12 protein-coding genes are annotated in these 18,350 nt (G+C 45.7%); 2 read left to right on the forward strand and 10 right to left on the reverse strand.

The window, feature by feature from the left end; genetic code table 11:
• Window positions 1-40: 40 nt before the first annotated feature.
• Entirely contained in the window at window positions 41-1,978 is a 1,938-nt protein-coding gene (locus tag QEP08_RS18445) for an alpha-ketoacid dehydrogenase subunit alpha/beta (RefSeq protein WP_285060117.1), read from the forward strand.
• Window positions 1,979-2,033: 55 nt separating this feature from the next.
• The gene (locus QEP08_RS18450; RefSeq protein WP_285060118.1) at window positions 2,034-2,843 is read left to right on the forward strand and encodes a hypothetical protein; all 810 of its coding nucleotides are present in this window, start codon (window positions 2,034-2,036) and stop codon (window positions 2,841-2,843) included.
• Here QEP08_RS18450 and QEP08_RS18455 read toward each other — a convergent pair.
• From QEP08_RS18455 to QEP08_RS18500, 10 genes are all read right to left on the reverse strand, one after another.
• Window positions 2,792-3,406 (reverse strand): SprT-like domain-containing protein, encoded by a 615-nt coding sequence (locus QEP08_RS18455; RefSeq protein ID WP_285060119.1) that lies wholly within the window; start codon window positions 3,404-3,406, stop codon window positions 2,792-2,794. The genes QEP08_RS18450 and QEP08_RS18455 overlap by 52 nt on opposite strands.
• Before the next feature lie 19 nt (window positions 3,407-3,425).
• Window positions 3,426-5,540: a ferrous iron transport protein B gene (gene feoB, locus QEP08_RS18460; protein ID WP_285060120.1), complete on the reverse strand. Its 2,115-nt coding sequence runs from the start codon at window positions 5,538-5,540 to the stop codon at window positions 3,426-3,428.
• Window position 5,541: 1 nt separating this feature from the next.
• Window positions 5,542-5,760, reverse strand: coding sequence for a FeoA family protein (locus tag QEP08_RS18465; RefSeq protein WP_285060122.1), 219 nt, complete (start codon window positions 5,758-5,760; stop codon window positions 5,542-5,544).
• A 97-nt stretch (window positions 5,761-5,857) separates the two neighbouring features.
• Window positions 5,858-5,980 carry a hypothetical protein gene (locus QEP08_RS18470; protein WP_285060123.1) on the reverse strand — a complete coding sequence of 41 codons (123 nt, stop codon included), beginning with the start codon at window positions 5,978-5,980 and terminating at the stop codon, window positions 5,858-5,860.
• Between the two features lie 17 nt (window positions 5,981-5,997).
• Window positions 5,998-6,396 (reverse strand): VanZ family protein, encoded by a 399-nt coding sequence (locus QEP08_RS18475; RefSeq protein ID WP_285060124.1) that lies wholly within the window; start codon window positions 6,394-6,396, stop codon window positions 5,998-6,000.
• Window positions 6,397-6,400: 4 nt separating this feature from the next.
• Window positions 6,401-6,781, reverse strand: a complete 381-nt coding sequence (gene gcvH, locus QEP08_RS18480) for a glycine cleavage system protein GcvH (RefSeq protein WP_285060125.1) — start codon at window positions 6,779-6,781, stop codon at window positions 6,401-6,403.
• A gap of 96 nt (window positions 6,782-6,877) precedes the next feature.
• Window positions 6,878-14,056, reverse strand: a complete 7,179-nt coding sequence (gene sov, locus QEP08_RS18485) for a T9SS outer membrane translocon Sov/SprA (protein ID WP_285060127.1) — start codon at window positions 14,054-14,056, stop codon at window positions 6,878-6,880.
• 7 nt (window positions 14,057-14,063) lie between these two features.
• Window positions 14,064-14,648 (reverse strand): Holliday junction branch migration protein RuvA, encoded by a 585-nt coding sequence (gene ruvA / locus QEP08_RS18490; protein ID WP_285060129.1) that lies wholly within the window; start codon window positions 14,646-14,648, stop codon window positions 14,064-14,066.
• A gap of 3 nt (window positions 14,649-14,651) precedes the next feature.
• Window positions 14,652-16,967, reverse strand: a complete 2,316-nt coding sequence (locus QEP08_RS18495; RefSeq protein WP_285060131.1) for an NADP-dependent malic enzyme — start codon at window positions 16,965-16,967, stop codon at window positions 14,652-14,654.
• A gap of 136 nt (window positions 16,968-17,103) precedes the next feature.
• Window positions 17,104-18,324 carry a lytic transglycosylase domain-containing protein gene (locus QEP08_RS18500; protein WP_285060132.1) on the reverse strand — a complete coding sequence of 407 codons (1,221 nt, stop codon included), beginning with the start codon at window positions 18,322-18,324 and terminating at the stop codon, window positions 17,104-17,106.
• Window positions 18,325-18,350: the final 26 nt, after the last annotated feature.

Genomic DNA, 18,350 nt, shown 5'->3' on the forward strand with positions numbered 1-18,350 from the left:
CATGACCTTTGACCGAAAAGATAAAAGTAATGCCTTTCTTATGGAAATCTACAGGCGGTTGCTTTATCCCAGAATGGTCGAAGAGAAGATGCTCATTTTACTCCGCCAGGGCAGAATCGGCAAATGGTTTTCAGGAATTGGTCAGGAAGCAATTGCTATAGGAAGTACAATGGCGATGCAGCCGGCTGAATATATCCTGCCAATGCACAGAAACCTGGGTGTATTTACTATGCGGGATGTTTCTTTAAAAAAATTAATGGCCCAATGGCAGGGCAAGGTTACTGGATTCACCAAAGGAAGGGACCGGTCGTTTCATTTTGGCAGCCAGGACCATAAGATCATTGGAATGATCTCACACCTGGGCCCGCAGATGGCTGTAGCCGACGGGATAGCACTTGCAGATTTGCTCGCCGGAAGGAAAAATGCGACTCTGGTATTTACCGGAGAAGGTGCGACTAGCGAAGGTGACTTTCATGAAGCCATAAATGTAGCTTCAGTTTGGAACCTTCCGGTCATTTTTCTGATTGAAAACAATGGCTACGGCCTCTCTACGCCTGTCAGCGAACAGTACAAATGTGCGCATCTGGTAGATAAGGCTATCGGATATGGTATTGAAGGCTTTCAAATCGACGGAAATAATATCCTGGAAGTTTACGACGTGTTAAATTCAATTGCCACCAGCATCAGAAAAGATCCGAGGCCGGTCCTTGTGGAGTGTTTAACCTTCAGAATGCGTGGACACGAAGAAGCCTCAGGAACCAAATATGTACCTCAGGAATTATTTGAGCAATGGGAAAAGAAAGACCCTATAAGAAATTTTGAGCAATATCTTTACGAACAGCACATCCTTAACGATGAGGTCAGCGCTCAAATCAAAAAGGAGTTCAAACTGCATATCGAGACAGAGGTGGAAGCGGCATTTGCTGAAGAAGAACCAATAGCAGACCCAGCTCTGGAATTGGCGGACATGTACTTTCCCTACGCTGCTGGTCCGGTGGAGGCAAAAGGGGAATCAAAAGAGATCAGGTACATCGATGCCATTACAAATGGCCTAAGATCGGGAATGCAGCGCTATGATAACCTGATACTGATGGGTCAGGACATTGCGGAATACGGCGGTGCATTTAAGATCACCGATGGATTTGTTTCCGAATTTGGAAAAGCAAGAGTGCGCAATACACCCATTTGCGAGTCAGCAATTGTAGGCGCGGGACTGGGACTGTCGATCAATGGTTTTAAATCCGTCATAGAAATGCAGTTTGCTGACTTTGTAAGCTGCGGATTCAATCAGATTGTGAACAATTTGGCAAAGAGCCACTACAGGTGGGCTGAGAAAGCCGATGTCGTCATCCGGATGCCTACAGGCGCTGGAACCGGTGCCGGCCCCTTCCATTCTCAGAGCAACGAGGCCTGGTTTACCAAAACGCCAGGACTAAAAGTAGTTTATCCTGCATTTCCATATGATGCTAAAGGCCTTTTAATTGCGGCCATAGATGATCCGAATCCCGTGATCTATTTTGAGCACAAATATCTATACAGAAGCCTGACCGGTCTTGTTCCTGATGAGTTATATACACTTGAAATCGGGAAGGCCGGTAAGCTGAAAACCGGGGATCAGCTAGCTATTATTACTTACGGGCTCGGTGTACACTGGGCACTGTCCTATTTGGAAAAACATCCGGAAATCTCTGCTACATTAATTGACCTGAGAACTTTGCAGCCCTGGGATAAGGAAGCAGTGTCTGACGCAGTTAAAGCAAGCGGACGGGTACTGATCTTACATGAAGACACACTCAGCTGTGGCTTTGGCGCAGAACTCGCAGCATGGATCTCTGAACATTGTTTTGAATATCTGGATGCACCTGTCATGCGCTGCGCGAGTATCGACACCGCCATTCCTATGAATAAAATCCTGGAAGACAGTTTTCTGGCCAAAAGCAGGCTGCCGAAAGCAATCAGCAAACTTCTGAGCTATTGATGTCAGCTGTTGGCACGATAATGGTCTTGCTGTAACTGTATAAAGTAGTATCCATATGAAAACCAAGCCTTATCTGCTGCTGCCTTTTGCAGGCATGTTATTCTATGCCTGCAATAACCAGACAAATCATCCTCAGGCCGACCTTGTCAACCAATCTTCCCCGATTCCGGAAACGGAGCAATCCATTTTACAGTACGCTGATTCTATTGACACCCAGCAAAGCAACATGGAAAAAAAGGTAAGCCTGATCTATCAGCTGGAAGGCTTTTCTTTATATGTGGAAAAACTAAGCTGGAACGGCAAACCTGCACTATACATAGAACACACCGGAGATCAGGGATTTACTGACAGATCGGCCAGGTATTATTTTAAGGCAGACAGCCTGCTGCTGGTCAGAGAAAGCATTAAGCGGACTAAAGAACAGGAAACTGTGTTCGAAGAAAAACGAACTTATTTGAGAAACAACACACCCTTCAGGCAGGAACGCCGCCTGGCAGTCTCCTTCTCTTCACTTCAAACCAAGCCTTTTACCGATGTAAAGCCCTCCGGCAAGATCGAAGATTATACAGAAAAGCTGGCACTGCTGAATGACGCCCTGGCTGGGCAAAACAAATTTGAGACTGTATTCGATCAATACATGCCTGCTCCGGAAGGGCAATATCTGTTACTCAAAAGCAAGGTCCCCGGGGGTTACAGTTCCAGTCTTCTGGTAAAGGAGGAGGATGCACTTATTGACAGCATCAAACAATACCCTTCTCTATTTAAAGACGCTAAGCTCCAGCTGAAATGGGAAATCAGTGAAAAGGAAGCTATTTATGTTCCTGTCGCAGCTAAGACAACTTCCGCCAGCGGATTAAACAGATAAGTATTTCCATTGTCAAGGCATACGCACCTGTACCTTTTGCGCAGCTTTTCGCCTTTTTTAAACTTACGTCCGTCCCTGATGGTGAATACAGTATTTAAAGGGAGCTCCTCCAGCCTGGAGACATCAAAAGACAGATCATACTTTTTCAGCGCCCTGGACAGCTTCAGATCGGTACAGCTCGCTGCTGATGGATTGTTCAGGTAACTGACGATGGCTTTGTGTATGTCTTCCGGAAAGATCTGTTTGTCCATAAATGGCACCATCATCCGCTTAAAGTTCCGCTTCCATTCTTCGCCATGGGGCTTCACTTTATTTTTGTGATCATTCCAGGTCAGCAAATGTGCAAACTCATGGACAGTAGTCACCAGAAATGCGTAAGAATTCAAATTGTTGTTTACAGAGATCTTGTGGCCGGCACCTTTAAAAGGATGCCGGTAATCTCCTAATTTAGTAGCCCTGTTTTTGGATATTTTAAACTCACATTGAAAATAATCGATCCATCGCGCTATGATCGGTGCTGCTACAGCCGGCATATATTGTGCTAAGATGTTCTCCTTTTCCACAATGGCCAAGATAAGGAAATTACTTCAAAAGCTGGTAGGCAATCAGGCTGGCTACATAAGCCATACCTGTCATATATACAAGCTGAATGACAGGCCATTTCCATGATTTCGTCTCGCGGAATACCACGGCCACGGTACTCATGCACTGCATGGCGAATGCATAAAACAGCATTAAAGAGAATGCAGTAGCGAATGTAAATACAGGCAAACCAGTGTCGGGGTTCCTCGCTCCTTTCATTTTATTTCTGATGGTTGCTACTTCTCCGTCATTATCAACGCTGTAAATTGTGGCCATTGTCCCTACAAATGCCTCTCTGGCTGCAAACGAAGTAATTAATGCAATGCCTATTTTCCAGTCAAAGCCAAGGGGTCTGATGGCTGGCTCTATCACATGGCCTAAAATACCGGCATACGAATTCTCAAGCCGCTCAGCAGCTTTATCCCTTTCAAGTGTACTTACTTGCGAGCTGTCTTTTTTTGCTTCTATAGCAGCATATTTCTTGTCTATGGCTTCAAATCTTTCCGATGGCCCATAGGTTGCCAGGACCCACAGCACAATAGAGATGGCAATGATCACCTTACCCGCTTCAAAGACAAAAGTCTTTGACTTCTCATACATGGTATACAGCACATTGGTCCATCGCGGCATCCGGTAAACAGGCAGCTCCATAATAAAATAGGATTTTTCCTTAGCCTTGATGATAAACTTCATAATGAACGCGACAAATACCGCAGCCAGGATACTGATCACATACATCCCCATCAGGGTAAGCCCCTGTAAATTGATAAATCCCCAAAGCATTTTCTGGGGAACCACCAGGGAGATCAGCAAGGTATAAACCGGCAATCTGGCCGAACAGCTGACCAATGGGGCCACCATTATGGTGATAATCCTATCTTTCCAGCTTTCGATATTCCTGGCACTCATGATCGAGGGAACGGCACAGGCCAGGCTCCCGATCATGGGCACTACGGATTTTCCGCTCATGCCAAATTTCCGCATGACTTTATCCATCATAAAGGTCACTCTTGCCATATATCCTGTATCCTCAAGAATAGAAATGAAGGCAAATAAAATAGCAATCTGAGGGATGAATATGACGACTCCACCCAAACCAGCGAGCACGCCGTCCAGCAATAAATTGGTAAGCAGGCCATCCGGTAAATGCTGATGGCCATATTCTGTAAGCCACACAAACGCATACTCAATCATATCCATCGGATAGGTTGACCAGGAGAAGATGGAGTTAAAAACAAAAAAAAGAATAGCGATGAAGATCAGAAAACCCCAGAACCTGTTGGTCAGCACGGCATCCAGTTTGTCACTGATGACAAATTTCCTCACCGCACCAGTGTCTTCAATTACTCCGCTCAGCACTGTTCCCAGATAACGATAGCGGGCTATAGTTTCTGCAGCCTGCAGCTTTGAAGATTCAAAATGATGTGTTTTCTTTATCTGCTCAAGAGCCGCATGCTCTCCGCTTGAAAAAATATTGAGCGGTTCATGCTGATGAAGCATTTGCAGGGCAAGATAGTTATTGTTTGTTTTTAACAGTTCCCTGGCAGCTTCGATAGCCTCCGGTGCCATCAGGTGCAGATCCGCACCCTCAGCCTGTGTTGCGATGCTGGTGGTATTGTCAATGGCCTGCTTCAGCAGATTTATGCCAGTATTGCTTCTTGCGGATATAGGGACAACCTGAACACCCAGTCTTTCAGATAGCTTGTGGATATTGATGTCAATCCCTTCCTTTTTTGCCATGTCTGTCATGTTCAATGCCAGGATGGTGGGTATGCCTAAATCTGCAACCTGCGTATAAAGGAGCAGGTTCCTTCTGAGATTGGTCGCATCAGCTACTACCACAACGATATCGGGACGGCTCGGATTATTTGAATCCGCGAGAACCTGCAGTACGATGCGTTCATCCTTACTTTTAGGATACAGGCTATAAGTTCCCGGCAGGTCGGTGATCTCTGCCTGCCGGCCACCGGGCAGCTTACAGTAGCCTAGTTTCTTGTCAACTGTGATCCCCGGAAAATTCCCTATCTTTTGATTTAATCCCGTTAACAGGTTAAAAAGTGTAGACTTACCTGTATTGGGATTTCCAACTAATGCAATTTTTATATTTCCAGCCAAGTTATTGTTCAATTATAATAATAGATGCCTCGCTTTTACGCAGGCAAAGCTGATAACCCGCAACGCGGATAGCGATAGGACAGCCCATTGGCGCAAAACGCTCAACCTCTACCTCCTCACCTGGCAAGCAACCCATTTCCATTAATTTAACGGACATATCCAAATCTGTAAACGATACTATGGTTGCCCGTTGTCCGGGGCTCAGCTGCGAAAGTTTCATCTGTATATAATGATGTGAATTGGCCTGCAAGTTAGCCTTTATCTATAATAAATCCAAATAAGAAAGGAATATCATCCGGTCAGGAAAAAGTGGGAGCTTACTGATAAGGATAGCTCTTATAACTGACTTTCGGACATTTACAGCCGCCACCAAAAATACCGCAGCCACTCAATATGCCTGCGGAAAGCAGCAATACCAATACTATTAATCGTCTTTTCATTGGGTCATCGGTTTAGATCAGGGTTTATTATAGTTGGACTTATGTAAAAGTACAAAACTAAATACGCCCATAAAAACACCCAGCATGTCACATCCAAAATCCCACCATTCAGCGGACCTGTAAGTAAATATTTTCCACTGCAGTAATTCTATGGTCCCGCCCAGGCATGCACCGATCAGGATGACCTTAAATATGGTCAGTGAGCGAAAGCTGTAATTGTGCTGATGCCGGATCTTTCCATAAAAAAGAAATATCGTCAGCACATAGAAAAACCCCAGGTGCACCATTTTGTCAAAACCTTCAAAAAAAAAGCCTGATCTGGAAGAATCAGGCATTTTTATATTACAGAGTATTAAAATAACCACCGTCCAGAATATGGCCCAGCTCTGGTATTTTAATTCTTGGATTTTGTTCATCAGTTTACGCTCCTACCAGTGCTTTATAGGCATCTGCATCCAGCAGGCCATTTATGTCAGCTGCATTTGAAACGGTTACTTTTACCATCCACCCCTGTCCGTAAGGATCGGAATTCACCAGTTCAGGATTGTCATTTAAAGCAGCGTTCACTTCCAGCACGGTTGCTGTAACCGGCATAAACAGGTCAGAAACAGTTTTAACGGCTTCTACAGTCCCAAAAACCTCATCCTTACCTACTTCGTCGCCAACGGTATTGATATCGATATAAACAATATCGCCCAGTTCGCGCTGTGCAAAATCAGTAATGCCAATAAAGGCTTCATTACCTTCTACTTTAAGCCATTCATGGTCTTTAGTGTACTTTAATTCTGATGGGAAATTCATTTGTCCTAGTTTATATTATCTTAAGTTAATTCATTGCAAAAGCCAGGTCCGGCTCTTCGCGGTCAAAGGTAATTAATCTGCAGATGTATAACAATCCTAATTCAGTGTTATCCGCAAACTAAATCCAAAATTGCTGAAAGATGTATTAAACGTCTGTGAAGTATAGGGTTTGGTAATGTTTGAGTCGTAGAACAAACGAATGTTAAACCGCTGGTTCAGCACATAATCAACACTTGGCCTGAAGGTGATGTTCCGCGCACCTGATGAAATTTCCGCTTCCGTAATGTCCGGTCTGTAGATCACTGTCTTGTTATCCCTCACGGCAATATCCAGTTTAAAGTCCATGTTGTTATCTGTTTTCAACCCTTTAAACAGACCAAAAGGAAACCGGAACTTATTGGTACGGTAACCCAGCCCAAAGATCAGGTTATTTTCAGACAACTGGGCGAGCTGACTGTTGGCCAGGCTCAGTCCAAGCATCCTCGACCTGCCGAGTTCGAAATTTGCCGTCAGGTTATTTTTAAACCGCGTATCCACTCCAATTAAAGGAGCAAATTGCTCTGCTATGGTCACCTGTGAATATTGATATTGCGGAAGAAAATTTCCATTCACATCCCTGCTGCTTACTTTTCCGTTCGTTTCACCATACCTGATCAGCGAATTGAAACCATTCACACTATATACCGACCTGTAGGAATGCCTGATGTCAATGGAGCTGAACCTGTCAGCAAGAAATGGAATCCGGGTTAACCCGCGGTAGTTCATGCGCCAGTTAGGCAATGGAATCCTCGGGAATGAATTTAAGCTCACAGACGAAGCATTCTTTCCAGAATAAGCCGCTAAAAATGAAGAAACAACTACATCCTGTGATGCCTTGTCATAACCATCTGCAAATCCCGATGAGGAGCCTGATGAATTGGGGTTAAGCGCTCCCAAACGCTGGGAGATCACTTGCCTGTTGGCCATAAACTGGTTGTAAAGTTTTGAAACAGTATTGCCGGAACCTTCAGAGAAAGCAGTTCTGAGGGTAATGAAAGACACGCTGTAGTCACCCTGAGTGTACGGGCTCTGGTTCTGAAACTCGCGTGCATTCGGATCATACCTTAAATTGGTAGAAAAGTTCAGCGTTCTGTTTTTATTTGCCGTCAGGGTAATCGTCAGGTCTTTAAGTGGCTCTATCAAACTCGTAAAACTCAGATCTTCCCTAAGTGTATTGATATAAAGCTGGGACTGAAGCGTGTCCGCTGTGATCCAGCCTTTGCTCAGGGCCATGTCCCTGATGTCACGCTGACTGCCAAAAACAAATCCGAGTCCCGGAGCCCCTGTTGCTTCATCCAATCCAAAGTAACTTGTCCGTGGCAGAAAGCCCGGCAGGAATATTCCTTTATTTTGCGTATACGCACCCACAACATTCTTAACACCGGTCAGCAGGCCGATCAGAAAACCTGGCCCATTACCGTCCTTCCCTGCTTTTCTCACAAAGCCAAATTTATTGTACAGGCTTGCAAAATTCAGGTTCGGATTGATCTGTATGATTCTTGAGTTCTGAATGGTATTGCCCAGGTCTATGGCAGGGTTTCTCAAAGTAGAGAGTGGTTCAGTTTGCCAGTTAAAGTTGGTGCCATAGCGAGTGGCCACATTTATCCAGTCCAAGCCAGGGATTTTGTTGACCGGAAGGTTGTAGGTCACGTTCATATTGTGACTGTAATCTGTGGTCCGTCCCAGTTTTTTGAGATTCTGCCACAGCGTATCCCGCTTTGTTCCGTTGATCCTTCCCTCGGGTTCATCAATGATGGAATAATTGGTCGCATCAAAATCCAGTGTCAGCGACCTGGTCAGGTTCCAGGAAATACCATAAACCCTGGTCACCAAAAAGTTCTTATTGAATGTCGTATTGATGGGGATAGAATTGTTAGGATCATTATTTCTCAGGCTATTCTCCGAATAATAACGGCCCACGTCAATCCTGAAGTTGATTGAACTCGGCAGCAAACTAAAATTAAACTCCTTCAGCAGGGCCAGCATATTCGATTTAATGATCTTATTAAAAGGCTGGTAGCTTTTTGACTGCCCGGAATAATTATAAGCCAGTGAGGCCCTGTAAGTCTCCTGTATGTTGTTCTGGTTGATGAAATCCCGGTGCGCGAACTTCGTATACGCATAACTCGCATTCAGGTTTTCCACATCCCAGAGCTGTGGTTTTTTATCAGGATCCGTTCTTTCCTTGCGGACATTGGTAAAATTGATGCTATTTCGTGTCGTATAGTCCTGTGCGTAATTCAGGATCTCTTTTTTCTCCGCTTTAGTTGCCGCATCCAGTGCATTTTTCAATTCTATATCCGGTGTGCGCGGATCATACTGCGGCGTACTGACCTGGCTGGAATAGCTCACAAACATCGGTACCTTAATCCCGCTTTTCTTTGGCAGGAACTTACCCAGCTCCATGCTTGATGAAATGTCAAAGAAAACATTATCCGCCCGGTTCCGTTCACTCACCCTTTTCTCCAGCGAACCAAAACCAATAGTCGATTTACTTCCCGAAACGTTCACGTCCGCAAAATCGGCCAGCTGCGCATTCATTCTTGCCGTAGCCGCCCAGCCGCCGCGTTCATCAAATTCAGTAAGACGCAGCTCGTTAAACCAGATCACAGCATTCTTGTCCAAACCATCGTCACGGCCCGGACTGGCTCCGTTCCTCAACGGATTCTTAACCCCCATCATATAAACCCGCACCTTACTCATGTCCGGCTGTCCCTTTATGGTAATGGTCCTGCCGTTCTCTATATAATCAAATGGAATATTTACCGGCCATGGCTGACCGTTCAGCAAAGCCTTGTTTCTTGCCAGCTTGGCATTTTGAAAGACCTCAAGCGCAATATCCAGCTTATTCTGATCGGGCCAGATGGCATACGGATCGCTGGTTCCCGGATTGGTCACCTTCAGCGGCTGCGTGTATTCATAATAATTATCCTGGTTATCAGTTCCGATACGCAGAAAGGCATTCACATCATTGTCGTTCAGCACAGTATTGCCCAGGGCCTCCAGGTGAATGTACATCTCCAGATGCTTATAAGACCTGAAATCGTTTATGGAAGTTTTGAACGCCGCCCGGCCGTATCCATCGCGGAGGTTTCTTATCGTTACCGCCAGAGACTGTTCATTCTGCCTGGTATCACCACGGTAATTGCTAAAATCCCGCTCTCTTTCAATGCCAGGCGGAATTACATAAGGGATAGGTGTACGTTTCCCGTTCTCCTCAATGTTCACAGTAGCTACCTCGATCGTCGAGTTGTCTGCACCAACCGGCACCAATGACTGATCAACGATCACCTTATCCGCATCATTGCTGGCATTGTATTGTCTCCATTCCCCCCTTACCAGCTGGATTTTTCCAAACCTCAATACCGTAGTATCCGCGAAGTTTGTCATGAACATCCTGACAAAGCGGATAGATTTAAAATCCTGGATATTTCCAACTTTCTGCTGGTACTGAGACAGAGGGATCCTGATCTGGTACCAGGTCACAGGCTGCGTTAAGCCATTTGCCAGCTTTACCTGGGAGGTTACCTTATCCGTCACAAAGTTTTGCCCCACCATCAGGTCAGCCGGGCGCATAGAAACTTTGTACTGGAAATATTCATCACTCTGGGTCATGTTGTTGTCCCTGTTGATGTCCTCGCCGTCCGGCAGGGATGTCGAAGCAGAATTATCCACACCAAAATCCTCCTGGCTTTGCTGTGGTGTTTTGGAGTTGCCCTCCGGGCCATTGTATTTCTGATACCGTTTCAAAAGGCCGGCATTTGCCTGGTCCAGTTCCCTGCTCCTGTAATAGGAATAATCATCAGATGCCGGGTCATTGTCCAGTGCAGCAGCAGCATCAGGATTCAGCTGGGCTTTGATCTGGTTGATCTGCGCGGCAAACTTCGCCCGCTCATCCGGATTGGACAAGCCATCCAAACCCGCATCCTGGATCCTTCTTGCATTCGGATCATTGTCAAATGCCTGGACAACCGGCTGCAGCTTAGGCACCCTTCCCCAGCTCGTTTCATCATACTTCGAAGCATCACCATCAGCAGGCAAGCCATTCTCGAGAGATTTGCGTCCGTCTTTCAGGATATCTTCAGAAATATTTCCAATATTAAAATACAGGTCACCACCCGCAGAGTTCGGCTTGTAGATGTTTGGGTCCATTACCCAAAGCTCGATAAACTCTATGTTCAGTGCTTCAAAATCATTGGTTTCAATTCGTCTGAACAAACCTCCCCATCTGGATTTGGGATTGGTCAGTGCGCCATTGGCCGTAAAACCAGTGGGCGTAAAGTTATAAGGTCCTCTTACCGTCGGGTAAAAAGCAACATCCAGCGTAGGCAGGCTGATAGATTGTCCGGTACTGGTCTCCTTAAAAGGGAACACCTCCTGCTCAATGATCTCGCGTACATAATGATTAGAGAATTCCGTACGGTCATTTCTCAGGTTGGCAGGCAGCGTACTCGCGTTCCTGTTGTAAAATGTCGGATCAATATTATAAAAGGCGATGCGTGCCCTGTTGTATCCATAACTCAATTTGTCAATATCCTGAGACTCAGGAAACAATTGCGGAGTTCCGGACAGCTGCCAGGCAACCGCACTTTTCAGGTCTATTACAGACCTGGAAGCTTCAAAATCATCCAGATAACTCACCCCGCCTTTTTTGCCGCCGAAGTTCAGCGCATTGGGGTGCCCCGGAACCAGCTGGGCGAACTCTCCTGAAAAAGTCAGGCTGGAAGGCGCCTTGGTAGAGATCAGGGGCAGCTTGTCCACCAGCTTCGTCAGAAACCTCGAAGGCGAACTATAATTCACATCCATCCCCCAGATCGTATTGGATATTGGTTCTTCACCCACATTCACTTTTGGGGTCAGCGGTTTTTCTGTGAGGTTCATAAACGTACCTCCAAGGTTCAGCTTATTGTTGACCTTATAGTCCAGCCGGGTACCAAACAGTGAGCGCTGCTGCAGACCAAACAGCTCATTGTTTTCTGTAGAGATCCTGACCGGCTGACCCGAAAGCAATATACCTGTATTCAATATCTTCACACGCCCGCCCTGGTAATCTACAGTAAAATCAGTACCCTCCTGCAAAGGAATCGTACCGGCAAAAACCTTCACCGAACCTTCAGGAACATTGATTGCATTCAAACTAAATTCAGAAGAGATCTCCGACTGATAGCTTCCCTTGATGATGTACCTGTTCTGTTTCTGGAACAGCTGCTGGGCAATCACTTTTGTTGAATCATACAACGCTGTATAAGTATACTTGTCTTTAAACGCCTGTTCCGACGGCAAAAACTGGTCGGCCAGATCTTTACCAAATGGCTCCACAAGCGGCAAAATGATCCGGCCATTGAGCGGGTCAATGGTCACATAACCATTTGTCGCATTGGTCAGCAGTGCATTGGCATTCGAGCCATTATTGCCAATATTCCCGTTGTTCATGGATGATCCATCCAGCGAACTGTTTGTATTGACGCCAAAAGGTTTATTTTCCGCCTCAAAATCAAAAATCCCGTCAGGTTTCGCTTCATCCTGCTGGTTCAGGCGGTCCAGCCCGACCACCTGGATCCACAATTTATCCCTCAGCGGCTTTTTAAAAACATCAAGTTTCTCGCCCTCGGTAATTACAGGTCTTTCTACTCCCGTTTTTTCATCTATCCTGAAGATGTCCAGTTTAAAGTTCTGTGAACTGATCTGATAACCTCCTATCGAATAAATGTTCTTCATCATCAGGTCCCATGTCGGCAGGTTCACCTTCGTAGTTTCATTCTTCAGCAACTTGGCAAACAGCACTTTTGGTGAAGCCTGGTCAAAAGGGACATCAGTAGAGAACTCCCCAACCTGGTATTCCACTCCATTATAAGTATAACGGTAAGCAACTGCCAGTACCTCATCAGTGTTCAGTGCATTGTTTAATGAAATATATCCCAGTTTAGGATGGAAAGTAAACTCCCTGTCTGCCAGCTTCCGCGCATATGTTAGCTTGGCAAAATTATCAGTTCCTTTATTGGCCTGGAAAAATGAAATGACCGCATTCGAGTTGGTCTGCCTCGCATCCGGTGGCAGTAACTCCAGCAAATTATTGGAAGCTTTTGGAAACTGCGGGTTATCAAAACCTGAAGGCAATGCCGAATAACCGGCGCCACTGATCTGCGCAGTATTAAACGGCTTATTTTCACCGAGATCTATAAAACCAAGTACATCTCTTGAGTCCTGTGTACTGCCCGCCTTGTTCGTGATCCATACCTCTATTTTAGTAATGATCACACCAGAAGTAATGGTAGGCGGGTTTGACAAGGCCCTGTTGTAGTTGTCCCTGAAATACTGCGCCAGGAAATAATGCTTGTTTGCCTCATAGTTATCCGCACTGATCCGGTACTCATTCTGCTGGGCGCCATTATTGATCTGGATTTCTTTGGACTGCGATTTTTGCTGTGTAAACACCGTATTCACCATCAGTTTGCCAAACTGCAATTGTGTTTTTATTCCAAAAAGCGCCTGTGTACCGTTGATCAGGGTGGTATTCAGCGGCAAACTTACATTACCCGCCTCTATTTTCTTGATGATATCATCTTCGCCTCCGGTATAGTCCAGTTTGATCTGGTTCTCAAAGTCAAACTGAGCTTCCGTATTGTAGTTCATGTTCACCTTCAGCTTTGTACCGATATTACCGATCACATCCATCTGGATGCGCTGGTTAAAGTCAAAATTTCCCTGAACACGCTGACGTTCATTAAACAGCGGGTTTTCATTCCGGTTGATCCTGCCAAGAAAAGTAAGCTCTGCTTCCCCCCTCGGCTGTATATTGATAGTAGTACCACCAAATATCCGTTCAAACGCCTTGCTGTTGATCTGCAAACTCGGTATGATCCCGGTCCGCCTCACATCATTGATCTCCTGGTCGGACAGTTGCCGCCAGTTCTCTCTTTTGATCTCACTGCTGATCAGCCGCTGGTACTCTTCCACAGTCAGATACTGCGGCGGTGCATACATCCTGTCTCCTATCAGCTGTCTGATCACATAACGTTTGTTGACGGCATCATATTCCACCTCACGTTTTACGTTATCAGGCAGGGGAGAAAAAGGGCTTTTCAGCGACCTGATGCCCAGACGCTGTTTTTCCTTCAGACTAAAGGGGTTTCTTGTCGTATCACTACCGTTCCCCGGCGGGACAACCTGTGAAAAGGTCTTATTCCCACCAAGGCAGACCAGTAAAAAGAGAATTAGCGTTAATAAGTGTTTCAAGGGTAAGTTATAAGTGTTTTAAGGCTAATTTTATCATTTGTTCAACTGTCAGTTCCTGACCACCCGACTTCACAGCACCATCAATCGCTTTTTCAGACGCCGGCTTCGCAAAGCCCAACATAATTAAAGCAGACAATGCCTCCTCCTTTACTGTACTTCTCAAAGGTGCTGCAATCAATGATCCCGACCCCTCTTTTTTTAATTTATCCTGTAGTTCCAGCACCAGCCTTTGAGCAGATTTCGCACCTATTCCCTTGATCCTTTGGATGAGCGGAAGATCAGCGTTCACGATTGCCGTCTGGATCTCATGAGGTGTGATCGATGAAAGCATCATCCGGCCAGTGTTCGGGCCGATGCCCGATACCGAGATCAGGTGCAGAAATAACCTCCGCTCTCCCTCATCAGCAAAACCATAAAGCGTGTGGGCATCTTCCTTTACATGCAGCCAGACGTACACTTTGCAGCGTTCCGCATCTCCCAGGCTACTATACGTATTCAATGATATATTGATGTGATAACCTATACCTCCGGCCTCCACAACAATATATGCAGGGCATTTAAAAGTCAGTCTACCATCTATATATTCGTACATAACTTACTTTTTAGAAATCCGTCTTAATATACTACCTCTTTTTGGATTTGCATCCTGCGCCTTTCCCTGCACATCCAGTACCGCAATGGTCACCATATTCACAATTTCCCTTACCGAACTGCCAAGCTGCACAATATGCACCGGTTTTTTCAATCCCAGCAAAATAGGTCCCACAGCCTCCGCCTCTCCTAGTTCCTGCAGCAGCTTATAGGCAATATTGCCCGATTCGAGGTTCGGGAACACCAAAGTATTTGCAGGAGCATCGATCAACCTGCTGAAAGGAAAATTGCCCTTTAGCAAGTCATTATTGATCGCGAAATTTGCCTGCATCTCCCCGTCGACCACGACCTCCGGATGTTTATCATGCAGGATTTTCACCGCCTTTCTCACTTTTTCAGGCACGATTCCTTCGTTGGAACCAAAATTGGAATATGAAAGCAATGCGACCCTCGGCTGTATGTTAAATTTGCTTACCGCCCGCTCCAGCAATAGGGTCAGGTCTACCAATTCCTCAACGGTTGGATCGACATTCACCGTAGTGTCCCCAAAAAAGACAGGTCCCTTTTTGGTCATCATCATGTACATACCCGCCACACGGTTCACGCCGTCTTCAGTACCGATTACCTGCAACGCAGGCTTTATTGTGGTTGCATAGTTTTTGGTCAGCCCTGAAATCATGGCATCCGCCTCACCAAATTCCACCATAAACGCACCGAAATAGTTCCGGTCACGCAGCAGCTTGGTCGCTTCAAACAAGGTCACACCTCTCCGCTGCCTTTTTTGATACAAGGCTTCAGCATATTTATTCATGCGTTCAGGCTCTTCAAACGAGTCAATGATCTCAACCCCATCCAGCTCGAGCGCATTTTCTTCAATGATCTTCTGAATGATCATCTTGTTCCCGAGTAAAATAGGAATGGCAATATTTTCATCCTTAACGATCTGTGCCGCTTTCAGTATCTTATAATTATCCGCCTCCGCAAATACAACACGTTTAGGATCAGATTTTGCCTTATTGGTAATGGCCCTCATGATGGCATCATCGCTACCCAGCCTGCGCTTCAGCTCTTCCTCATAAGCATCCCAGTCGTTGATCACTTTACGGGCAACACCCGACTCAATAGCAGCTTTTGCCACAGCGATAGACACGTTTGTCAGCAGCCGCATGTCCATCGGTTTTGGAATGATATACTCCTTGCCAAACTTAATGTTATTCTGATTATACGCCATATTCACTGCTTCAGGAACAGATTTTTTGGCCAGTTCAGCAATCGCCTTTACAGCGGCAATTTTCATGGCCTCATTGATGCCCGTAGCACGCACATCAAGCGCCCCCCGGAATATATATGGAAAACCCAGTACATTATTAACCTGGTTCGGATAATCTGATCTGCCGGTAGCCATAATCAGATCTTTACGCGAACCCAGAGCCAGTTCATAAGCTATTTCCGGATCAGGATTAGACATGGCAAACACGATCGGATTCTTAGCCATTGACTTTAGCATATCCGCAGTTACACAATTGGCCGATGACAGGCCAATGAACACATCTGAATCATTCATCGCTTCTTCCAGTGTATCCAGTTTCCTGGATGTCGCAAATTCGGCCTTAATATCGTCCAGATTCTCCCGCGTATCCCTGATCACGCCAGAACGGTCGCACATCACAACATTTTCTTTTTTAGCACCCAGGGAAACATAGAGCCGGGTACAGGAAATGGCGGCCGCACCTGCACCGTTCACCACGATCCTGATCTTATCCATTTTCTTTTTCTGCAGTTCACAGGCATTCAGCAACGCAGCTGCCGATATAATGGCAGTACCATGCTGATCATCGTGCATCACAGGAATGTTCATTTCCTCCTTTAATCTGCGCTCTATTTCAAAGCACTCCGGCGCCTTAATGTCTTCCAGGTTTATCCCTCCAAACGTAGGCTCCAGGGCTTTTACAATCTTGACAAAATCGTCAACATTTTTAGTATCCAGTTCCAGGTCAAACACATCAATATCCGCAAAAATCTTAAACAACAGCCCCTTACCTTCCATTACCGGCTTTCCTGCCTCCGGGCCAATATCTCCCAGACCCAGTACAGCCGTACCATTACTGATCACGGCTACCAGGTTACCCTTTGCAGTATATTTATAAACATCGTCCTTGTTTTCAGCTATTCTTAAGCAGGGTTCTGCTACACCCGGTGAGTAAGCAAGCGCCAGGTCTCTTTGAGAATTCGTAGGTTTGGTAGGTACCACCTGTATCTTTCCCGGCCTACCCTGCGAGTGGTAATCTAAAGCATCCTGCTTCCTGTTAATTTTACTCATAAATGATCAAATGTCAAGCGGCAAAGTTACAATTCTTTTATTAGCCGTTAAAGTAAAAAAAGGAACGAAGATGTGCCTGAAGAATTACTCCTTACAGCTAAAATGAACAAAGTGAACAGAAAAAACAGCAGATAAATCAGCCCTTTTCCGCTCCGCGGTCGTCGTCCTCACTCGAGGTTTCATAAACTTTCAGTTTCTGCCCCGGCACAATTGTCGACCCCCTGAGTTTATTCCAAACCTTCAGGTCCTGAACCTCCACATGATACTTGTTCGCTATGGCACCCAGATTCTGACCTGGTGAGACCTTATGATAAAAGAAAGCAGGCCTGGATTTTGTCCGGGGTTTTTTGACAGTTTTTCTGTCGCTGTTTGAAGCAAGGATTACCCGCATACTGCCGGTGCCGCTATCCTCATTCAGAATCTCATAGATACTGGTAAAATCTTCCAGACTGATCCTCGGAATGACCAGCCGCTTTGGCGAAGACTCCGTACCGTTCACAATCTTCTTTTTATAAGAAGGATTGAGACTGCACAACACATCCAGATCCATGTCCAGCGCCTCAGCCAGCGCAGGAATAGACACAAAATGGTTCACCTGTATTGTATCTGTATATTTTTCAAAAGGTGAGGGTGCCCGTTGTATCTGATGCTGATCAGGACAATTCATCACATAAACCGCAGCGATGAAAGCAGGCACATAATTCCTGGTCTCTTTTGGCAAATACCTTCTTAGTTCCCAAAAATCCATAGAATTGGATTTCTCCATCGCCCTTTTGACATTGCCCATTCCGCAATTATATGCCGCAATGGCCAGCAGCCAGTCGCCAAGCTCTTCATAAGCATCTTTAAAATAAGCAGCAGCAGCATAACTCGCCTGTACAGGATCTTTCCGTTCATCGACGAAATTGTCCATGTTGAGCCCATAACCCTTTGCCGTTGCAAACATGAATTGCCAAAGCCCCGTAGCTCCAACCCGTGATACCGCATAGGGATTCATGGACGACTCTATGATCGGCAGATATTTAATTTCCTCCGGGATATTGAATGTCTTCAAAGCCTTTGCAAAGATTGGGAAGTAGTAATCTGAAAGGCCAAGCATTTTGCCCATCATGTCCTTGCGGCCGCTGTAGATGTCTATATAATCCTGAACATATTGATTATAGGTCAGGGGCACGGTCTTTTGGATCGAATCCAACCGGTTCTTATACACATAATTGTAGTTACTGAACTTCGGGAGTTCTACTACCTCCGGCATGGAAGTGGTATCGTTCAAAGGAAGCATTGGTTGCTGGGCAACCGCCGAAAAGCTTACTAAAGCCAGAATGCAATAGGATACATAGCGTATTTTTTTGTTCATAGGCTGATATTACGGTATTGGTTTTG

Origin of the sequence: Pedobacter ginsengisoli (assembly GCF_030244015.1) — a bacterium.
Classification (GTDB): Bacteria; Bacteroidota; Bacteroidia; order Sphingobacteriales; family Sphingobacteriaceae; genus Pedobacter; species Pedobacter ginsengisoli.